Here is a 17317-nt window from a genome sequence, read left to right as displayed (position 1 = left end):
CTTCGCTATCGTGAACCCGGCGTGCAGCCGGATGCGTCCACGAAAGGAGATCTTTGATGCCCGACAGGGAGGCGTTGCTGGCCGGGGTGCGGGTGCTCGACCTCTGTGGCGGGCCCGGAGACAACGTCACCCGGTTACTGGCCGACCTGGGTGCCGAGGTACTCAAGATCGAACCGCCCGAGGGTAGCGACGCGCGCGGTGAACTCCCGACCGTCGACGGTGTCAGCATCCCGTTCGCATTGCACAACGCCAATAAGCGCAGCACGGTCCTGAACCCGTCCAACGAACCCGACCGCCGACTGTTCTTCGAACTGGTGGCCGGCGCCGACATCGTCGTCGACGACGGCGACACCGGCCGGGCGACAGCGTTCGGCACCTCGTGTGCGCAACTGGCCGATCGATTCCCGCAGCTGGTCGCGATGTCGGTCACCGACTTCGGCGCTGAGGGTCCGTACGCCTCCTGGCAGGCCACCGACCCGGTGCTCTATGCCATGTCGACGGCGTTGTCCCGCTCCGGACCCGCTACCGGCACCCCCGTGCTGCCGCCCGACGGCATCGCATCGACCACCGCGGCGGTCCAGGCGGCGTGGGCGGTCCTGGTCGCTTACTTCAATCGGTTGCGTTGCGGGGCAGGCGATTACATCGACTTCTCGCGATTCGACGCGGTGGTGCTGGCATTGGATCCACCGTTCGGGACGCAAGGTCAGGCCGCGACGGCCCGCAACGCCGCCAGCCGGTGGCGGGGCAGGCCGCGCTATCAGGACGCCTATCCGATCTTCGCCTGCCGCGACGGCTACGTGCGCATCTGCGTGCTGGCCCCGCGGCAGTGGCGGGGGCTGCGGGCGTGGCTGGGGGAGCCGGAGGCGTTCCAGGACCCTCGGTTCGACTCGATCGCCGCCCGCACCCAGGCGTTCGGTGAACTCGGCGCCCTCATCGCGGCGTTCTTCGCCGACCAGACCATGGAGCAGCTGGTGGCCGACGGGCAGGCGCACAGCGTGCCGATCGCCGCCGTGTTGACACCCGCCGAGGCGCTGCAGTCCGAACATCTCGCCGACGTCGGCGCCCTCGTCGACACCGAACTGGCTCCCGGAGTCACGGCCCGCGTACCGGTGGGCTACTGGGTCGTCGACGGCGCACACGCCGGATACCGCAAGCCTGCCCCCACCGTCGGCAGCAGCGATGTCGATTGGCTCACAACACCTTTCGCACCTGAGGCCACCCGGCCTGTCGGCGGCCGGCCGCTGGAGGGCATTCGCGTCCTCGACTTGGGCGTCATCGTCGCCGGCGGTGAACTGAGCCGGCTGTTCGGTGACCTGGGCGCCGAGGTGATCAAAGTCGAGAGTTCGAGCTATCCGGACGGATTGCGCCAGAAGCGCGAGGACCAGGCCATCAGCGAGTCGTTCGCCAGGTCGCACCGCAACAACCTCGGGCTGGGTCTGGAACTGCGCAGTCCCGGCGGCGCCGACATCTTCGCCGCTCTGGTGGCCTCGGCCGACGCAGTGTTCGCGAACTTCAAGCCGGGAACCCTTGACGCCCTGGGGTTTTCCTACCAGCGATTGACCGAACTCAACCCCGGGTTGGTGCTGGCGGAAAGCAGTGCGTTCGGCGACACCGGCCCGTGGAGCAAGCGGATGGGCTACGGCCCGCTGGTGCGCGCCACCATCGGTGTGACCAGGCTGTGGACGTCGCCGGACGCGCCGACCACGACGGGGCGGCACCCGTTCTTCGATGCCACCACGATCTTCCCCGACCATGTCGTCGGGCGGATCAGCGCCATCGGCGCGCTGGCCGGGCTCATTCGGCGCCAGCGTCTGGGTGTCGGTGCGCGTCTTCACGTTTCGCAGGCCGAGGCTGCCATCAACCAACTCGACACCCGCTATGTTGCGCAGGCCGCCGAGGTCAGCGGTGTCGGCGCCGTCATCCCGGATCCGGCTGAGCACCGGGTGCTGGCCTGCGCCGGAGACGACGAGTGGTGTGTGGTGTCGCTGCGCTCCGACGACGACCGTCGCGCGGTGGCATCGGTGGCCGGTGGAGACGTCGCGGCCTGGGCCACGCAGCACCCACCGGCCGAGGTCGCGGCAGAGCTGCAAGCCGCCGGGGTGCCCGCGGGGCCGATGATCCGGGCCGCCGACATCGCCGACGACCCGCAGTTGCAGCTGCGAAACGTGTTCAGCGACATGGCACATCCGCTCTTCGAGCACCCGCTGCCCACCGAGTCCGGACCCGCGCCGTACCGAAACATTCCACCGGCCCTGCAGAACCCGGCGCCACTGCCGGGGGCCGACACCCGGCGAGTGTGCCGCGACGTCCTCGGCATGACGGAGGCGCAGATCGACGCATTGATCGCCGACGGTGTGCTGTTCACCGCCTCGGATGACAGGACAGGAGTCCGGACATGAGTGGCACCGCACAGTTGTTCATCGACGGCCGGTTGCGCAGCGCCGATCACACCGAGCCGGTGCTGGAGGCCGCCACCGGAGAGCCGCTGGGGGAGGGCGCCAGCGCCACCGAGGCCGATGTCGACGCCGCAGTCGCAGCCGCCCGGGCAGCCCTGCCGGCCTGGCGCTCGGCGTCACCTGATCACCGCGCTGAGCTCCTCGTGGCCTTCGCCGCCGCGCTGGAGCGCCGGGCCCGGACCACCGACGAACTGGTGACCCGGGAGAACGGCATGCCGATGTCGTTGTCCCGGGGCGCAAATGGCCGCTTCCCGGCCGCGCTGCTGCGCTATTACGCCCAGTTGATCACTGAGACTCCGATCGAGGAGATCCGGCCGAGCATGATCGGGCACACCATTGTGCGCCGGGAGGCCGTCGGCGTGGTGGCCGCGATCGTGCCGTGGAACTACCCGCAGGCGCTGGCGGCGTTCAAGCTTGCGCCCGCGCTGGCGGCGGGGTGCACGGTGGTACTCAAGGCCGCTCCGGAGACGGCGCTGGACGCGCTGGTCTTCGCCGAGGCCGCCCAGGAGGCGGGCCTGCCGCCGGGTGTGCTCAACATCGTGCCGGGCGGTGTGACGGCGGGTGCGCACCTGGTGTCACATCCGGGGGTGGACAAGGTGACGTTCACCGGGTCGACGGCGGCGGGCCGGATCATCGGTGAAGTCTGCGGACGGCTGCTGCGGCCGGTCACCCTCGAACTCGGCGGCAAGTCGGCGGCGATCATTCTCGACGACGCCGACCTGGCGGCCACCATCAAAGGCCTGCGGGCGGCGTCGTTGGTCAACAACGGGCAGACCTGTCATCTGAGCTCGCGCATCCTGGCTCCGCGGTCGCGCTATGACGAGATCCTCGGTGCGCTGACGGAGATGGTCAACGGTCTGACCGTCGGCGATCCGCTGGATACCGCGACCGACATCGGCCCCGTGGTCAGCGCCAGGCAGCGCGACCGCGTGCTGGGCTATATCGAGGCCGGTAAGAACAGCGACGCGAAACTGATTGCCGGCGGCGGGATTCCGAATGATCAGCCCCGCGGCTGGTTCGTCTCCCCGACAGTGTTCGCCGATGTCGACAACTCCGACCGTATCGCCCAGGAGGAGATCTTCGGGCCGGTACTGGCGGTCATCGCCTACGACAGCGACGAGGAAGCCATCGCGCTGGCCAACGACAGCGAGTTCGGGCTGGCCGGCACCGTGTGGTCCAGCGACGACGAGCGGGCCACCGAGGTCGCGCGGGCCGTACACACCGGCACCATCGGCGTCAACGACTACCAGCTGGACTTCCGCGCGCCGTTCGGCGGTGTGAAGGCCAGCGGGATCGGGCGGGAATTAGGACCCGAGGGCCTCGATGCCTTCTTCGCGCTCAAGTCGATCTACCGGGTGGGTCCCGCAGACCACTGAGGGTCTGCACAACGTCATACTTTTGCCCGCAACGATCGCAGTCAATCGCCCTGAGCCGCACATAGAGTGCGATGAGGGGATGTGCCGGAGGTGAATCGAATGCCTGCAGTTCCCCGCCGATCCGCGCTCTCGGCTGCCGCCGTCGCCGCGGCGGCGGTCGTGACGTTGAGCCCCATTCAACCGGTCGGCACCGTGGCCGTATCGCCGCCGCGGTCGGTGTCGGTAGACGTGCAGCTCACCGCGGACCCGGTCACGTCACTGATTCAGGTGGCCATCGACACCGCTGACAACATCGCGGTTCTGGCCACGAGGTTCGCGGCCAACCCGACGCCGGTGCTGAGCAAGGTCATTGCGAACCAGATCGCTTATACAAGTTACCTATTGAGCAATCCCACGCCGTCAGCATTCCTCACGGTGGCAACCGCCCAAGCCACGAATCTGGTTAATGCGCTCGGCGCCCTCTTCAGCGTGGAGGTGCTGTCGAGGATCATCGCCGCGCCGACGGCCCCGTTGCTCAGCCTCGTCGGCGGGGCGACGCTGGCGTTCCAGGACCCGATCAATGCCGTCGCAATCCTGGCGGGCGCATTTCTCAACGGGGTGAAGGTGCCGACCAGCCCAAGCAGCAGCGTGCAATTGTTCGGCGTCTTCACCCCCGGTGGTGCGACGGTCTCCGATACCGGCGGGTCGATCCAGGACGCGCTTGACGTCCCGATCATCGTGGCGAACGCGATCGAATCGTTCGTCCCACCGGTGACGGCCGCGGCCAACGCCACCGCATCCAGTGCGACGGCCGGCGCCTCCGAGTCGCGCGAGTCTGTCATTGCCGAAACGGCGCCCAAGCGGACGACCGGGTCCAGCCGACGTTCTCCCGTCACACCGGCCGGTGCGGCCAAGGATGGCGCGGCCCGCTCAGCAGCGGCGAAAGCCACTGCGCACAGCGGCGGTTCGAGCGGACGCTCCGCCCGAACCGCCGACTGACGCTTGACCAGGGGCTGGGATCAGCCCCCGGTTCCGACGCATCCGACGCCGTTGATGCAGCCGCCGCCACCGCCGGGACCGCCACCGCCGCTGCCCACGCCGGGAATCGATCCGCTGCCACCGCCGGGGCCACCGCTGCCGGTCGGACCGCCGGGGATCTCCCCGCCGCCACCGCCGGGGCCGCCGCTACCGGTCGGGCCACCCGGGACGGCGCCGCCGCCTCCGCCGGGGCCACCGCTGCCGGTCGGGCCGCCCGGCACCGGACTCGTGGTGTCGCCAGCTGCCGGACTGGTGGTCATGGTGACGGACGGCACCGTCACCTCACTGGAAGTCGGCGCTAGCGTGCTGCTGGTCTCCGAACCGCCGCTGTCGCTGCTCCCACAGCCGACGGCCAAGGCGAGCACCGCCGCTCCGCCGGCGAGCGTCAGCGCGGCTCTCGATGTCGGTTTTCCGAAAGGCATGCAGTCTCACTTTCTTAGTCGGGACCCATGTTCCGTACCCGAAAAGCCGCACGGCAAACCCACCGACCCGGGGCGTCAGGCCGCGATCACCTTGATGAGCTCCCCGTTCAGGTACATCTCCGCGGTGCTGGATGTCGCGGTGGGCGTGCCCGGAGCCGGTGGCGCGACCGAGTGATAGTGGGTGCCGGTCGGCGTGGTGAATTCAGCTGTGTGCCTGCCGTTTTCCGCGTCGGTGACCACCGTCCAGCCGTGGCTCTCCTTGGTGTAGTTGCACGCCTCGCACAACCCGGCGCCGTTGCGGGCACTGGTAGCCCCACCGCGGCGGTGCGGGGTGGCATGGTCGCCGTGTCGGATGGGTGCATCGCAGTACGGGGTGCGGCAGCGTTGGTCCCGCAACACGATGAACTGCGCCAGACCCTTCGGAAAGATCCGGGATCTGGACTCCATGGCCACCAGCGCGCCGCTGGCCGGGGTGGCATACAGCCGCCGCAGCGTGGCTCGCGACCGCTGATCGTCGACAGCGTCCAGCACCATGGCCTGCGCCACCGCCGAGGGCACAGACCCGTAGCCCACGATCGCCGCCGCGGCATGCTCGGCGCCCAGCAGCGCCTGATCCGAGATGACCAGGTTCACCGCGACAGGCACCGGTTGATCGGCGGGCCGCCCGGTCACCCGCTCGACAAGAGCGTCGGCCATCACCTGACCCCGCGAACGCGGATCACCGGAGCTGTCGGCCGCCCGTTTGAGCGCGGCATACACCGATACGCCCTGGGCCACCGGCAACAAGGCGGTCAGGTAGGTCATGGTGTCGGGGGCAGGTCGAATCGTGACGGTCCGCTCGCCGGCCGCCTTGGCCGCCCGGTCCACCACCGCGTGGGGATCCAGTCGATAGGCGATCGCTCTGGCCGCGGCCACCAACGCCGCATCTCCGAGCCCCTCGAGCATGGCCGGATCGGAACACAACTCGACATCCAGGCGCCGACGATCCGCCACATCCAGACACGCCGACTCCCGCACCACCAGCGTGGCCCGCCACTCCGAGAGCACCCCGGTCTCCAACGCCGCCAACGTGTGCGGCATCTCCAACACCAAGGCCTTGGCGAACCCCAGATGCCGACTGCCGCGCGCCGGGGAATCCCGGCGCGCCAGCGCAACCTCGGCACTCACACCCTTACCGCGACGCGCCGCCGGCACCCCCGCCGCCGCCTCCGCCGCACGACGCGACGCGTCCAACGCCACCGCCAACCGCGCCTGACCCGCCGCCGCAGCAGCCTTCAACCGCTCCAGCGCAGCAATACGCTCCACCAGCACAGACTCGGCTGCACCGGTATCGACCTCCAATGATGTATCGAACATGCGTTCGATACTACCGGGGGGTGCCGACAGGCAACGCCGATCAGTCGCGGGCGAACGCCGCCGCGGCCAGCTTCTCCAGATCGAGGTACTGGTCCTCGCCGACGTCGACCCCGACACCGAGGATCCGTCCACCGGTGAACGGGAACCCGGCCGGGTAGGAGCGGCTCACCGGGTCGGCACTGTCGTAGCCGACGCACAGTCCGTCGCCACACAGGGTGAAGGGGCCGATCTGGGCTCGCATCGGTCCTTCGGCCACAACCTGTTCTCCGACATACAGTTTCGCGGTTCCGATCGACTCCATGTGCTCGCCGGCACCCTCCCGGATGAATTCGACACCGAGGGTCAGCTGACCGGGCTCGAGTTCGGGGGAGACGAAGGTCTGCTCCGGCTTGATGCCCAGGAAGTTGTACACGTAATGCAGCTTGCGGTCCTTGATGAACAGGGTGTGCCCGCCGAACCGGGATCCGTGGGCGAAGATGACGCCTTCCGATTCCGGAGTCACCTCCACGTCGGCCAGAATCTTGTAGGAGCGCCCGCGAATGTTGACCGCGGTCGACTCGGGCACCGGTGCGGTCTCGGGGTAGTAGATGTAGCGCGAGCGGGGTGGCTCACCCTGGGGCCGCACGTCGCTGATCTGCTCAATGGCGGGCCGGTCATCAAGAGGCAGAACGAAATTCGCCTCGGCCTCCGCGAACCACGCGTCGATGAGCTCCTGCAACTTCTCCGGATACTGGGCAGCGAGGTTGCGGGACTCGGCGCGGTCCTCGTCGACGTGGTACAGCTCCCAGACATCTTGGTCGAAATGGCCCTTGCCGCTGATCGGCGCGTGCAGAGCCGCGGCCTTCCAGCCGTCCTGCCAGATACCGCGGGTGCCCAGCATCGAGAAGTACTGCCGCTTCTTGGTGGTCGGCGCCTGCGCGTCGTCGAAGCTGTATCGCATCGACACCCCGTTGAGGGGATACTGCTCGACCCCGCGGTACACCGTGGGCATCTCCAGCCCGACCGCCTCCAGAATCGTCGGGACGATATCGGTGGAGTGGTGGTACTGGTGGCGCATCTCGCCCCTGGCCTTGATTCCCTTGGGCCAGTGGATAACCAGCGGATCGCACGTGCCGCCGGCGAACTGCGAATAACGCTTGAACATCTGGAACGGTGTGGAGAACGCCACCGCCCAGCCGGTGGGGTAGTGGTTGTAGGTCTCCGGGCCGCCGAGTTCGTCGAAGTAGGACAGGTTCTCTTCCAGGCTGTCGGGGTAGCCGTTGAAGAACTTGTTCTCGTTCACCGAGCCGTTGGGAGTGCCCTCGCCGGAGGCCCCGTTGTCCGCGCAGTAGAAGATGATCGTGTTGTCCAGCTGGCCGGTCTTCTCGAGGAAGTCGACGATGCGGCCCACCTGCGCATCGGTGTACTCGGAGAAACCGGCGAACACCTCGGCCATCCGGCAGAACAGCTTCTTTTCCTCGTCGTTGAGTTCGGCCCACGGTCGCACGTAGTCGGCCTCGTTGGCGACGTCGTCGGGCATCGGGTTCAGCGGAGTCAGCTCGGTGCCTTCGGGAACCACGCCGCGCTCGATCATCCGCGCCAGAACCCATTCGCGGTAGGCCTCGTAGCCGTCGTCGAACACGCCCTTGTACTTGTCGATGTACTCCTGCGGGCTGTGATGCGGCGCATGGTTTGCGCCGGGACAGAACCACATGAACCAGGGCTTGGACGGCGCCGAGGACCGCAGATCCCGCAGCTGCCGAATCGCTTGGTCGGCAAGGTCTTTGGAGAGGTGGTAGCCCTCTTCAGGGGTGTAGGGCGGTTCGATGGCGTGGTTGTCCTCGATCAGGTCGGGATACCACTGGTTGGTCTCGCCGCCGAGGAAGCCGTAGAACCGGTCGAATCCCTTCGACAGCGGCCACTCGGACTTGCTTCCACCCGGCGAGAGGTCCTCCACCGGAACGTTGTGGTTCTTGCCGAGCCACATGGTGGCGAAGCCGTTGTCCTGGAGTACCTGGCCGATGGTCGCGCACTCGGCGGGCAGCCGGCCAGCCGCACCGGGGAAGCCCATTGAGCCCTCGGTGATCGACGCGCACCGGTTGACGTGGTGGTTGCGCCCGGTCAGGAACGTCGAGCGGGTCGGCGAACACAGGGCAGTGGTATGCCACTGCGTGTAGGTAACGCCGTTGTCGGCGAGCCGATCCATGGTCGGCATGTTGATTCGCCCGCCGTACGGCGACCAGGCGGCCAGACCGGTGTCGTCGTACAACACGATCAGGATGTTGGGGGCGCCCTCCGGGGCCTTCTTCAGCTCGTACGGTTTCCAGTCGGGGACCGAGTCGCGAATGTCGAGTTTGATGACTCCGTTGAATGGCTCGGCCATGTTCCCTCCGCAGATCGGCGGCACACTTCTTGGCCGCGACGCTCCCATGTTTACACCCCGTTTCTGGGAGCGCATACGAACGCGCGATCGGAAATCTGACGCCTTTCAGCCGCAGTCTGACTCAGTCCAGCGAATCCCAGAATTCGGAGAGTGCCTGCGCAGCCTGGACCGGATCCTCCAGCATCCACCAGTGTCCGGCTCCGTCGAGCTCCACCGTGCGGGCACCGGCGCTCTCGGCGGCGCGGCGACGGTTGTCGCTGGCACCGATGAACGGATCTGCCGTGGCCAACAGGGACAGCCCCGGCCGGGCAGCGGCATTGGACAGCGCGCGGCCCGCTTCGGCCATCGCCGGCTGCGCGGCTGATCGATACAGCGCCAGGATGGCCCGGCCCATCTGCTCGTCCTGGGCCGCGGCCAGCGCGGTCGCCACATCACTGGGGATCCCGAATCCCGTCAGCTGGGCCACCCGATCGTCGAACGGCCCGCCGACCATCGCTTCGACCACCTCTTCACCGGCCCCAGGGGTCTGCCACACCTGAGCCAGGTCGTGCCACACATAGTCCGGATCGAACAGCCCGACGACGTCGCTGGCCCAGCTGCGCACCAGTTCCGGGCGATGCATGACCACGTTCACGACATGCCCGCCACCCCAGTCATGGCCGACCAGGTCCACTGGCTCGTCGAAGCGCTCCAGCTCGGCCTCCAGCCAGTCCCGGTAGGCCAGGAAGGTCGCCGGGAAACCCTCGGGCAGCGGGGAGCCGAATCCTGGCGGGGACAGCCGCACCACGTCGTCGCGCCCGAGCGCTTCCACCAGCGGACCCCAGATCACGTCGGTCTCCGGGTTGCCATGAACGAGAACCACCGTCATGAGGACATCATGGCACCCGGAGGCCGCTCGCCCGCAGCGGCCGCTAGCCTGGCCAGCCCGGCTACGATGCTAGGTTTTGACAGGCGTCAAACGCCGCGGCGACTACGGAAAGGCTCTCGATGGACCCCAGGACACCGGTCATCGTCGGCGTCGGACAGGTCAACCAGCGCGAAGACGCGCCCGAGGTGGAACCCGTCGACCTGATGGCGGTCGCCGCCCGCGAGGCTGCCGATCCGCGCGTGCTGCAGGCCGTCGACGCGATCCGGGTGGTCAACCTGCTGTCCTGGCGCTACCGCGATCCGGGTCTGCTGCTGGCCGCGCGCATCGGCGCCCCGAACGCCTCGACCTACTACACCGGTGTCGGCGGCAACACGCCCCAGTCGCTGGTCAACCAGGCCTGCTTGAACATCCAGGCGGGCCGTAATGATGTCGTGCTGCTGGCCGGCGGCGAGACATGGCGTACCCGGATGCGGTTGAAAGCCAAGGGAATACGCCCGGACTGGACGCGCCAGGAGGAGACGGTCGCGGTGCCGCCGGGTGCGGAGGACGAGGTGCCGATGTCGGGCCCGGCCGAGGACCGCATCGGACTGCTCATGCCCTCGCACGTCTACCCGCTCTTCGAGCAGGCGCTGCGAATCGCCAACAACGAGGGCAGCGACGAGCACCGGCAGCGGATCGGGCAGCTGTGGGCCCGGTTCAGCGCGGTGGCCGCCGAGAACCCGCACGCGTGGAGTCGCGAAGCCGTACCCGCAGAACAGATCTGGCAGCCCAGCGCGGACAACCGGATGATCAGCTGGCCCTACCCGAAGCTGATGAACTCCAACAACATGGTCAACCAGGCCGCGGTCGTGGTGCTGTGCTCGGCGGAGAAGGCCCGCTACCTGCAGATCCCGCAGGATCAGTGGGTGTTCCCGTATGCCGGCACCGACTCCCACGACACCTACTCGATCGCCGAACGCGACGAACTGCACCGCTCGCCGGCCATCCGCATCGCTGGCCGCCGGAGTATGGAACTGGCCGGGGTCGGGGTCGACGACCTCGACTACGTCGACGTGTACTCCTGCTTCCCGTCGGCGGTGCAGGTCGCCGCGACCGAGATCGGACTGCCCCTCGACGACCCGCAACGGCCACTGACCGTCACCGGCGGTCTGACCTTCGCCGGCGGCCCGTGGAACAACTACGTCATGCATTCGATCGCCACCATGACCGAACTGCTGCGCGCCAACCCCGCTGCACGAGGGCTGATCACGGCCAACGGCGGCTTCCTGTCCAAACACAGCTTCGGGGTCTACAGCGCGACCCCGCCGCCTGCGGAGTTCCGCTGGCAGGACGTCCAGGCCGAGGTCGACCAGCTACCGACCAGGGTCGCCCACGCCGACTGGGCGGGTGACGGCGTCGTCGAGTCCTGGACTGCGCCGTTCGACCGGGACGGCACGCCCCAGAAGGCGTTCCTCGCCGTCCGCACACCCGACGACGGCCGCGCGCTGGCGGTCATCGAGGATGCCGAGGCGGCGGCGGTCACCGTTCGCGACGACATCGCCGGGGCCAAGGTGAGCGTGCGCGCCGACGGTAGGGCCAGCCTGAACTGACGGCCGAAAGCCCGAAAATTTTGCCCGCACCTGCCTAAGCTCGTCGCAGCGGACGGGGGAAGTAGGGCCTGGAATGCGGATCTTGCTCACGGAGGTCACCGGTGGGCTCGGTCGCGCCCTAACCCAAAGCTTGCTGGCAGCGGGCCATCACGTCGTGTACTCCCTGACCGCTGACGCCGATGCGGTCCTGATGTTGCCGAGCGAAGACGGCAGTGTGCAGCACGCCGATGTGGTCCGGGTCAGTGACGCAGCCGCACGGGTCGGGGCGCGGATCGTGTTCGTGTCGCTGTCGCTGCTCGAGCCGGGCCGGTGGAACCAGGCCGAGGATCTGGTGAGCACGGGCTGGGCGCCGAACCTGATCGTGCGAATCGCGGCCCCGCTGGGACGACAAGTCGACGGGCCGGTCTGCCGCACGGTGGCCGCGCTGCTGACCAATCCGGCCGCCGGCCCGGTGCCCGTGGTGCACGTCGACGACGTGGTGCGGTTCCTGGTCTCGGCCGTGGAGTCCGAACGAACCGGTGTCGTCGAGCTCGCGACGCCGGACACCCTTACCGTCGCCGCCGCCCGAGATATTCTCGCCCACGCCGACCCCCGGCCGAAGGCGCGTGCGACCGACGGCTGGACGGTACTGGACCCAACAATCAGCCTGGACTCGCTTCGCGAGGACTGGAAATTCGAATGCGCCTGGGGTGCAACCGAATCCGTGGCAGACGCGGTCCGCGGACTGCAGGGCCGCAGACTCTCGGCCAACGGCGCGGTGGACGTCACCGGCCGGATTCCGATGCCGACATCCGTCGCGCCCGCGCACAGCCGGTCGGATCTGGTCAGTGCGGCGCCCGACGGCGCCGAAGCAGAGTTCGACGACCGGATCGATCCGCGATTCCCGGTGTTCGTGGCCCCGCCGCTCGCGCTGACCCAGAGCGGGCCGCTGACTCCGATGTCGCTGGATCTGCACGTGGCCGGCTTGCACGCCGCCGCCCGCGCGGTGAGTCGGCTCCTCGACATCCCGGCCGGACTGGCCCCCGAATGGGAGAGCCGGCTGGTCGCGGTATTCGGCCACCGCGTGTACCTGGGCGCCTCGGCGATTGCCGCCGCAGTTCCGCGCCTCCCCGGGCGCGCCGCCGAGCTCGGCGCGCGTTTGTGCGCCGACGCGGATACCGACCGGTTCACCACGCTCCGCCCGACCCGGAGCCTGTTTCGCCAGCGCCCGCTGTCGATGACCCGGATCGTCACCGCCGGCCGGATGCTGGGCCGTCATGTCGAGGCTTACGCCACTGCCGCCGGCGCCGAGTACCGCGATGCCGATTGGCTGCTGAATCTCAGTGACGCGCAGCTGGATGGACGAATCCGGTTGCTGCGCAGCAGAGTCCATGAGGGTTGGGTACTGGCGGCCCAGGCCTGGCTGCTCACCGAGGTCGCGCCGGTGCCGTCGACGGGCGCCCGCGGTGACAGCGTCCGGATCGACGCGGAGATGGCCTCGCTGGCCAACGTGCTGCGGGCTCATCCCTACGTCCAGGAATCGCTGGAGTCCGGCGACCTCGATGCGGTGCGTACGGCGGCACCCATGGTGGGCGCCGCCGTCGATACCGTCATCGCCCGGCTCGGGCATCGCGGCCCAGGCGGCGCGGAGCTCGCCGCGTCAGTGATCGGGGACCGCCCCGATGCCGTGATCGCCGCGGGTGAGCGGGCGCTGCACCGCCATCCGCAGTACGCCGATGGCCCACCGCGGCCCTACCGCGCCGTCGCTCTGGACTGCACGCTGCGTTTCACGCACCAAGTCCGTTTGGCGGTAAGGGAATTGGCCAGCCGACGGGTGGGCGAGGAGAAGCTCTGCGAGATCGACGACATGTTCTTCCTCACCGTCGAGGAGGCGCTGGTGATGCCGGTGGACGCGCAGTTGCGGATCAAACGCCGCGCCGCCGAGCGGCAGCGCCTACAGGCGCTGAGCCTGCCGACGGTGATCGACGGTGGTTGGTCGCCGCAGTGCGCGGCAGGCCCCGGTGTCGCCGACGAGCGCCTGCAGGGCACGGTCGTTGCCGGCGGCGTGGTCGAGGGGACGGTGCGCGTGGTGCGCTCGGCCGCCGATGCCGGTCTTGGGCCCGAGGAGGTCGCGGTGATCACGACAGCCGACGTCGAATCGATCGTGCTGTTCGGCACGCCGGGCGGGATCGTCGTCGACGGTCCAATACCGGCCAATAGTCTTTCCCACCTTGGCATTCCGGTGTTAGCCGGCGTCGCCGACGCGACCACGCGACTGGTGACCGGCACGCGGGTACGGATGGACGGCACCACCGGCACGGTTACCGTGCTCGCCGACGCCGAGGTCGACACCGAACTGGTAGCCGGGGCACTCACCTGATCGCATCGCGGGTCCGGTATACCGTGACCCGATGATGTGGCGCGGGATTGCGGTGCTCTCGGCACTGTGGTGTGTGCTCGTGGTCGCTCCCGCGCTGATCGGCGCCCATCTTCTGGCCGAGGCCTCCCAGGTCTCGCAGAAGGGCTGGGCACTCGGGGTGTGGGTCGGCGGATACGTCATCCAGTTCGTCGTGTTCCTGCAGATATCGCGCCGCGCACCGCGTCCGGTGGCGCTGGGCTGGCTGATCGCATCGACGGTGCCCTGGGCGGCTGACTGGACCGCGCCGCTTAGCGGGTGGGCGGTGCCGGTGTGTGCGGCGATCGTCGCCGCCTACGCGGTGTGGTTGACGGTGGCGGTCAAACGGGTCGACCGGCTGCGCGGCGCCGGGGTGCGGGCCTGGGCTGTGGTGCTCGACGTCGTGCGGCCCGCGCTGAATGTGGTTGTCACCAAGGACTCCGCGCGGCGTGCGATGCGGGTACGTGTCGAACCGGCCTCGGGCGCTTCGCCGTACGACGCGCGGATTACGGGCACGTTCACCCTCGGTGAGGTTCCCGAACCGGGGGACAGGCTCGCGGTGCTGGTCGATCCCGCCGATCCCCAACACATCGAAGCGGTGCCCGACGAGCCGATCGTTCGCGGCACCCCGGTGCCCGATGACCTCGACGCGGAAGCGGCGGAGTCGCTTCGCCGGTTGGTGACGATGCGTGACCGCGGTGACATCACCGATGCCGAGTTCAGCGCCGCCAAGAAGCGGCTGCTGGAGTCCTGACCGGACCAACCCCGGGTCTCCCGGCCGGACATGATCATCGGTGAGACGTGGGCGCGGGTCAGCAAGGTCACGGTCTCCTCGGGCGGCACTCGCACCATGAGGTCACCGCCCCCACTGGCCGCGACGGCCATGTTGCCGTTGACCAGAAATGCCAGGCCACCGAACATCCGCTTCTCGGTGACGCCGCGAACACCGATGAGCGCCTCGCGGATCCGGTCGGCCAGTGCGGGGTCGTAGGCCATCGCCCAAGGCTATCGTCGACGACCCCGCACCACCGGGTATCAGGCCGCTGTGGTGACCGCCCCGGCCGCCGGCTCCAGGGCCAGCGCCACGATGTCGGCGACATCGGTCATCGGCTGCACACTGAGCGCCGCCAGGACCTCAGCCGGAACGTCGTCCAGGTCGGCCTCGTTGCGCGCGGGAATGAAAACCGTTGACAGTCCGGCACGTTGAGCGGCCAGCAGCTTCTGCTTGACTCCGCCGATCGGCAGCACCCGGCCGTTGAGCGTGACCTCACCGGTCATGCCCACATCCGAGCGGACCTGCCGGCCGGTGGCCATCGACACCAGGGCGGTGACCATCGTGACACCGGCGGACGGCCCGTCCTTGGGCACCGCACCCGCGGGCACGTGGACGTGGATCTTGCGGTTCAGCGCCGCGGGGTCCACGCCCAGTTGCTCGGCATGTGAGCGGACGTAGGACAGCGCGATCTGCGCCGACTCCTTCATCACGTCACCCAGTTGACCGGTCAGGATCAGAGCCGGCTCACCGGCCGCGTCCGATTCCACCGATCCGGCCTCGATGTAAAGCACATCACCGCCCAGTCCGGTCACGGCCAGGCCGGTCGCGACGCCGGGCACTGCAGTGCGTTCGGCCGACTCCGGGGTGAACCGCGGCCGGCCCAGGTACTCGACCAGATCGGGCTCGTCGATGGTGATGGGAGCGTCACTGGAGTCGAGCTTGGTAGTGGCCTTGCGCATGGCCTTGGCCAACAACCGCTCGTACTGCCGCACACCGGGTTCCCGGGTGTAGTCGGCGGCGATCTTGCGCAGCGCGTCGTCGGTGACGGTCACCTCCTCGGCCGTCAGGGCCGCACGGTCCCGCTGCCGGGGCAGCAGGTAGTCGCGGGCGATGGCGACCTTGTCGTCCTCGGTGTAGCCGTCGATCTGGACCAGCTCCATGCGATCCAGCAGGGCCGAGGGGATGTTCTCGATGACGTTGGCGGTGGCCAGGAACACGACGTCGGAGAGGTCGAGGTCCAGATCCAGATAGTGGTCGCGGAACGTGTGGTTCTGCGCCGGGTCCAGAACTTCCAGCAGGGCTGCGCTCGGGTCACCCCGGTAGTCCGACCCGACCTTGTCGATCTCGTCGAGCAGGACGACGGGGTTCATCGAACCGGCTTCGCCGATGGCGCGGACGATCCGGCCGGGCAGCGCACCGACGTAAGTGCGCCGGTGCCCGCGGATCTCGGCTTCGTCGCGAACACCACCCAGGGCGACGCGGACGAATGTGCGGCCCAGCGCACGGGCCACGCTCTCACCGAGCGAGGTCTTGCCGACGCCGGGAGGGCCGGCCAGCACCATCACCGCACCCGAGCCGCGTCCGCCGACCACCTGCAGGCCGCGCTGGGCGCGCCGCGCCCGGACCGCCAGATACTCCACGATGCGGTCCTTGACGTCGTCGAGGCCGTGATGATCGGCGTCGAGGATCTGCCGGGCCGACTTCAGGTCGGTCGAATCCTCGGTGGTGACGTTCCACGGCAGGTCCAGGACGGTGTCCAGCCAGGTGCGGATCCAGCCGCCCTCGGGGCTCTGTTCGCTGGAGCGTTCCAGCTTGCCGACCTCGCGCAGCGCGGCCTCGCGGACCTTGTCGGGCAGATCGGCGGCCTCGATGCGGCCGCGGTAGTCGTCACTGCCGTCGGGCTCGCCTTCGCCGAGTTCCTTGCGGATGGCGTTGAGCTGTTGGCGCAGCAGGAATTCCTTCTGCGTCTTCTCCATCCCGGAGCGGACGTCGTCGGCAATCTTGTCGTTGACCTCCACCTCGGCCAGGTGCTCGGCGGTCCAGTCGATCAGCACCTGCAGCCGCTCGTCGACAGTCTCGGTCTCCAGCAGCTGACGCTTCTGCACGTTGGTCAGATACGACGCGTAGCCAGCGGTGTCGGCCAGCGCCGACGGGTCGGTGAGTTGGTTGACCGCGTCGACCAGCTGCCAGGCCTCCCGGCGCTGCAGCAGGGCCAGCAGCAGTTTCTTGTATTCGGCGGCGAGCGCCTTGGTGTCGTCGGTGATCTCCGACTCGGCCACTTCGTCCACCGAGACCCACAGCGCGGCGCCGGGGCCGGTGGTTCCCGCGCCGATGTGGGCGCGGCGCTCACCGCGCACCACGGCGGCGGCGTCGCCTCCCGCTATGCGGCCCACCTGCACGATCGACGCCAGCACCCCGTAGGAGGGGTAGCGGTCGTCGAGCCGCGGCGCGATGAGCAACTTGCCGGAGTCGCTGGCGCGGGCAGCGTCGACCGCGATCCGGGCGGTGTCGTCGAGCGTGATCGGAACCACCATGCCGGGAAGCACGATGGGGTCGCTCAGGAAAAGAACGGGCACCGATGTGGCTTCAGCCATCAATCCTCCAAAGTTCAGTCTGAAAGGCTCAACCTTGGTGATCGTGGGCTTGTTCCCGACCGCGTGTTCGCCCGCGGCGGAAGGGGTGGACCCCACACAGCAGCGAGCCTGCCGCCCGAAGGCGACAG

11 protein-coding genes and 1 pseudogene are annotated in these 17317 nt (G+C 68.7%); 6 read left to right on the top strand and 6 right to left on the bottom strand.

What is annotated here, in order from left to right; genetic code table 11:
- Positions 1-56: 56 nt before the first annotated feature.
- The 3 genes from OG976_RS00960 to OG976_RS00950 all read left to right on the top strand — a co-directional run bounded on the left by OG976_RS00960 (position 57) and on the right by OG976_RS00950 (position 4810).
- Positions 57-2399 (top strand): CaiB/BaiF CoA transferase family protein, encoded by a 2343-nt coding sequence (locus OG976_RS00960; protein WP_328356657.1) that lies wholly within the window; start codon positions 57-59, stop codon positions 2397-2399.
- Positions 2396-3832 carry an aldehyde dehydrogenase gene (locus OG976_RS00955; protein WP_328356654.1) on the top strand — a complete coding sequence of 479 codons (1437 nt, stop codon included), beginning with the start codon at positions 2396-2398 and terminating at the stop codon, positions 3830-3832. Before OG976_RS00960 ends, OG976_RS00955 begins: the two co-directional genes overlap by 4 nt.
- A 99-nt stretch (positions 3833-3931) precedes the next feature.
- Positions 3932-4810 (top strand): hypothetical protein, encoded by an 879-nt coding sequence (locus tag OG976_RS00950; protein WP_328356651.1) that lies wholly within the window; start codon positions 3932-3934, stop codon positions 4808-4810.
- A gap of 20 nt (positions 4811-4830) precedes the next feature.
- On the opposite strand, the gene OG976_RS00945 is transcribed toward OG976_RS00950, so the two are convergent.
- From OG976_RS00945 to OG976_RS00930, 4 genes are all read right to left on the bottom strand, one after another.
- A complete protein-coding gene (locus OG976_RS00945) occupies positions 4831-5271 on the bottom strand; it encodes a hypothetical protein (RefSeq protein ID WP_328356648.1) in 441 nt (146 codons plus the stop codon).
- Between the two features lie 75 nt (positions 5272-5346).
- Complete coding sequence (locus OG976_RS00940; protein WP_328356645.1) at positions 5347-6627, bottom strand: HNH endonuclease; 1281 nt, start codon at positions 6625-6627, stop codon at positions 5347-5349.
- A gap of 40 nt (positions 6628-6667) precedes the next feature.
- Complete coding sequence (locus OG976_RS00935; protein WP_328356642.1) at positions 6668-9037, bottom strand: arylsulfatase; 2370 nt, start codon at positions 9035-9037, stop codon at positions 6668-6670.
- A gap of 73 nt (positions 9038-9110) precedes the next feature.
- Positions 9111-9857 (bottom strand): alpha/beta fold hydrolase, encoded by a 747-nt coding sequence (locus tag OG976_RS00930; RefSeq protein WP_328356639.1) that lies wholly within the window; start codon positions 9855-9857, stop codon positions 9111-9113.
- Positions 9858-9976: 119 nt separating this feature from the next.
- On the opposite strand from OG976_RS00930, the gene OG976_RS00925 reads away from it, so the two are divergent.
- The 3 genes from OG976_RS00925 (at position 9977) to OG976_RS00915 (ending at position 14574) form a co-directional block, all read left to right on the top strand.
- Positions 9977-11446 (top strand): acetyl-CoA acetyltransferase, encoded by a 1470-nt coding sequence (locus OG976_RS00925; RefSeq protein WP_328356636.1) that lies wholly within the window; start codon positions 9977-9979, stop codon positions 11444-11446.
- A gap of 73 nt (positions 11447-11519) precedes the next feature.
- Entirely contained in the window at positions 11520-13805 is a 2286-nt protein-coding gene (locus tag OG976_RS00920) for a hypothetical protein (protein WP_328356633.1), read from the top strand.
- A gap of 31 nt (positions 13806-13836) precedes the next feature.
- Positions 13837-14574 (top strand): SHOCT domain-containing protein, encoded by a 738-nt coding sequence (locus OG976_RS00915; protein ID WP_328356630.1) that lies wholly within the window; start codon positions 13837-13839, stop codon positions 14572-14574.
- On the opposite strand, the pseudogene OG976_RS00910 reads toward OG976_RS00915, so the two are convergent.
- Positions 14565-14816, bottom strand: a pseudogene (locus tag OG976_RS00910) (TfoX/Sxy family protein); the annotation flags it as partial. The gene OG976_RS00915 and the pseudogene OG976_RS00910 sit on opposite strands and share 10 nt — an antisense overlap.
- A 39-nt stretch (positions 14817-14855) precedes the next feature.
- Positions 14856-17189, bottom strand: a complete 2334-nt coding sequence (gene lon / locus OG976_RS00905; RefSeq protein WP_328356627.1) for an endopeptidase La — start codon at positions 17187-17189, stop codon at positions 14856-14858.
- Positions 17190-17317: the final 128 nt, after the last annotated feature.

This window comes from Mycobacterium sp. NBC_00419 (genome assembly GCF_036023875.1).
Taxonomy (GTDB): domain Bacteria; phylum Actinomycetota; class Actinomycetes; order Mycobacteriales; family Mycobacteriaceae; genus Mycobacterium.
This window is presented reverse-complemented; position numbering and strand designations above follow the sequence as displayed.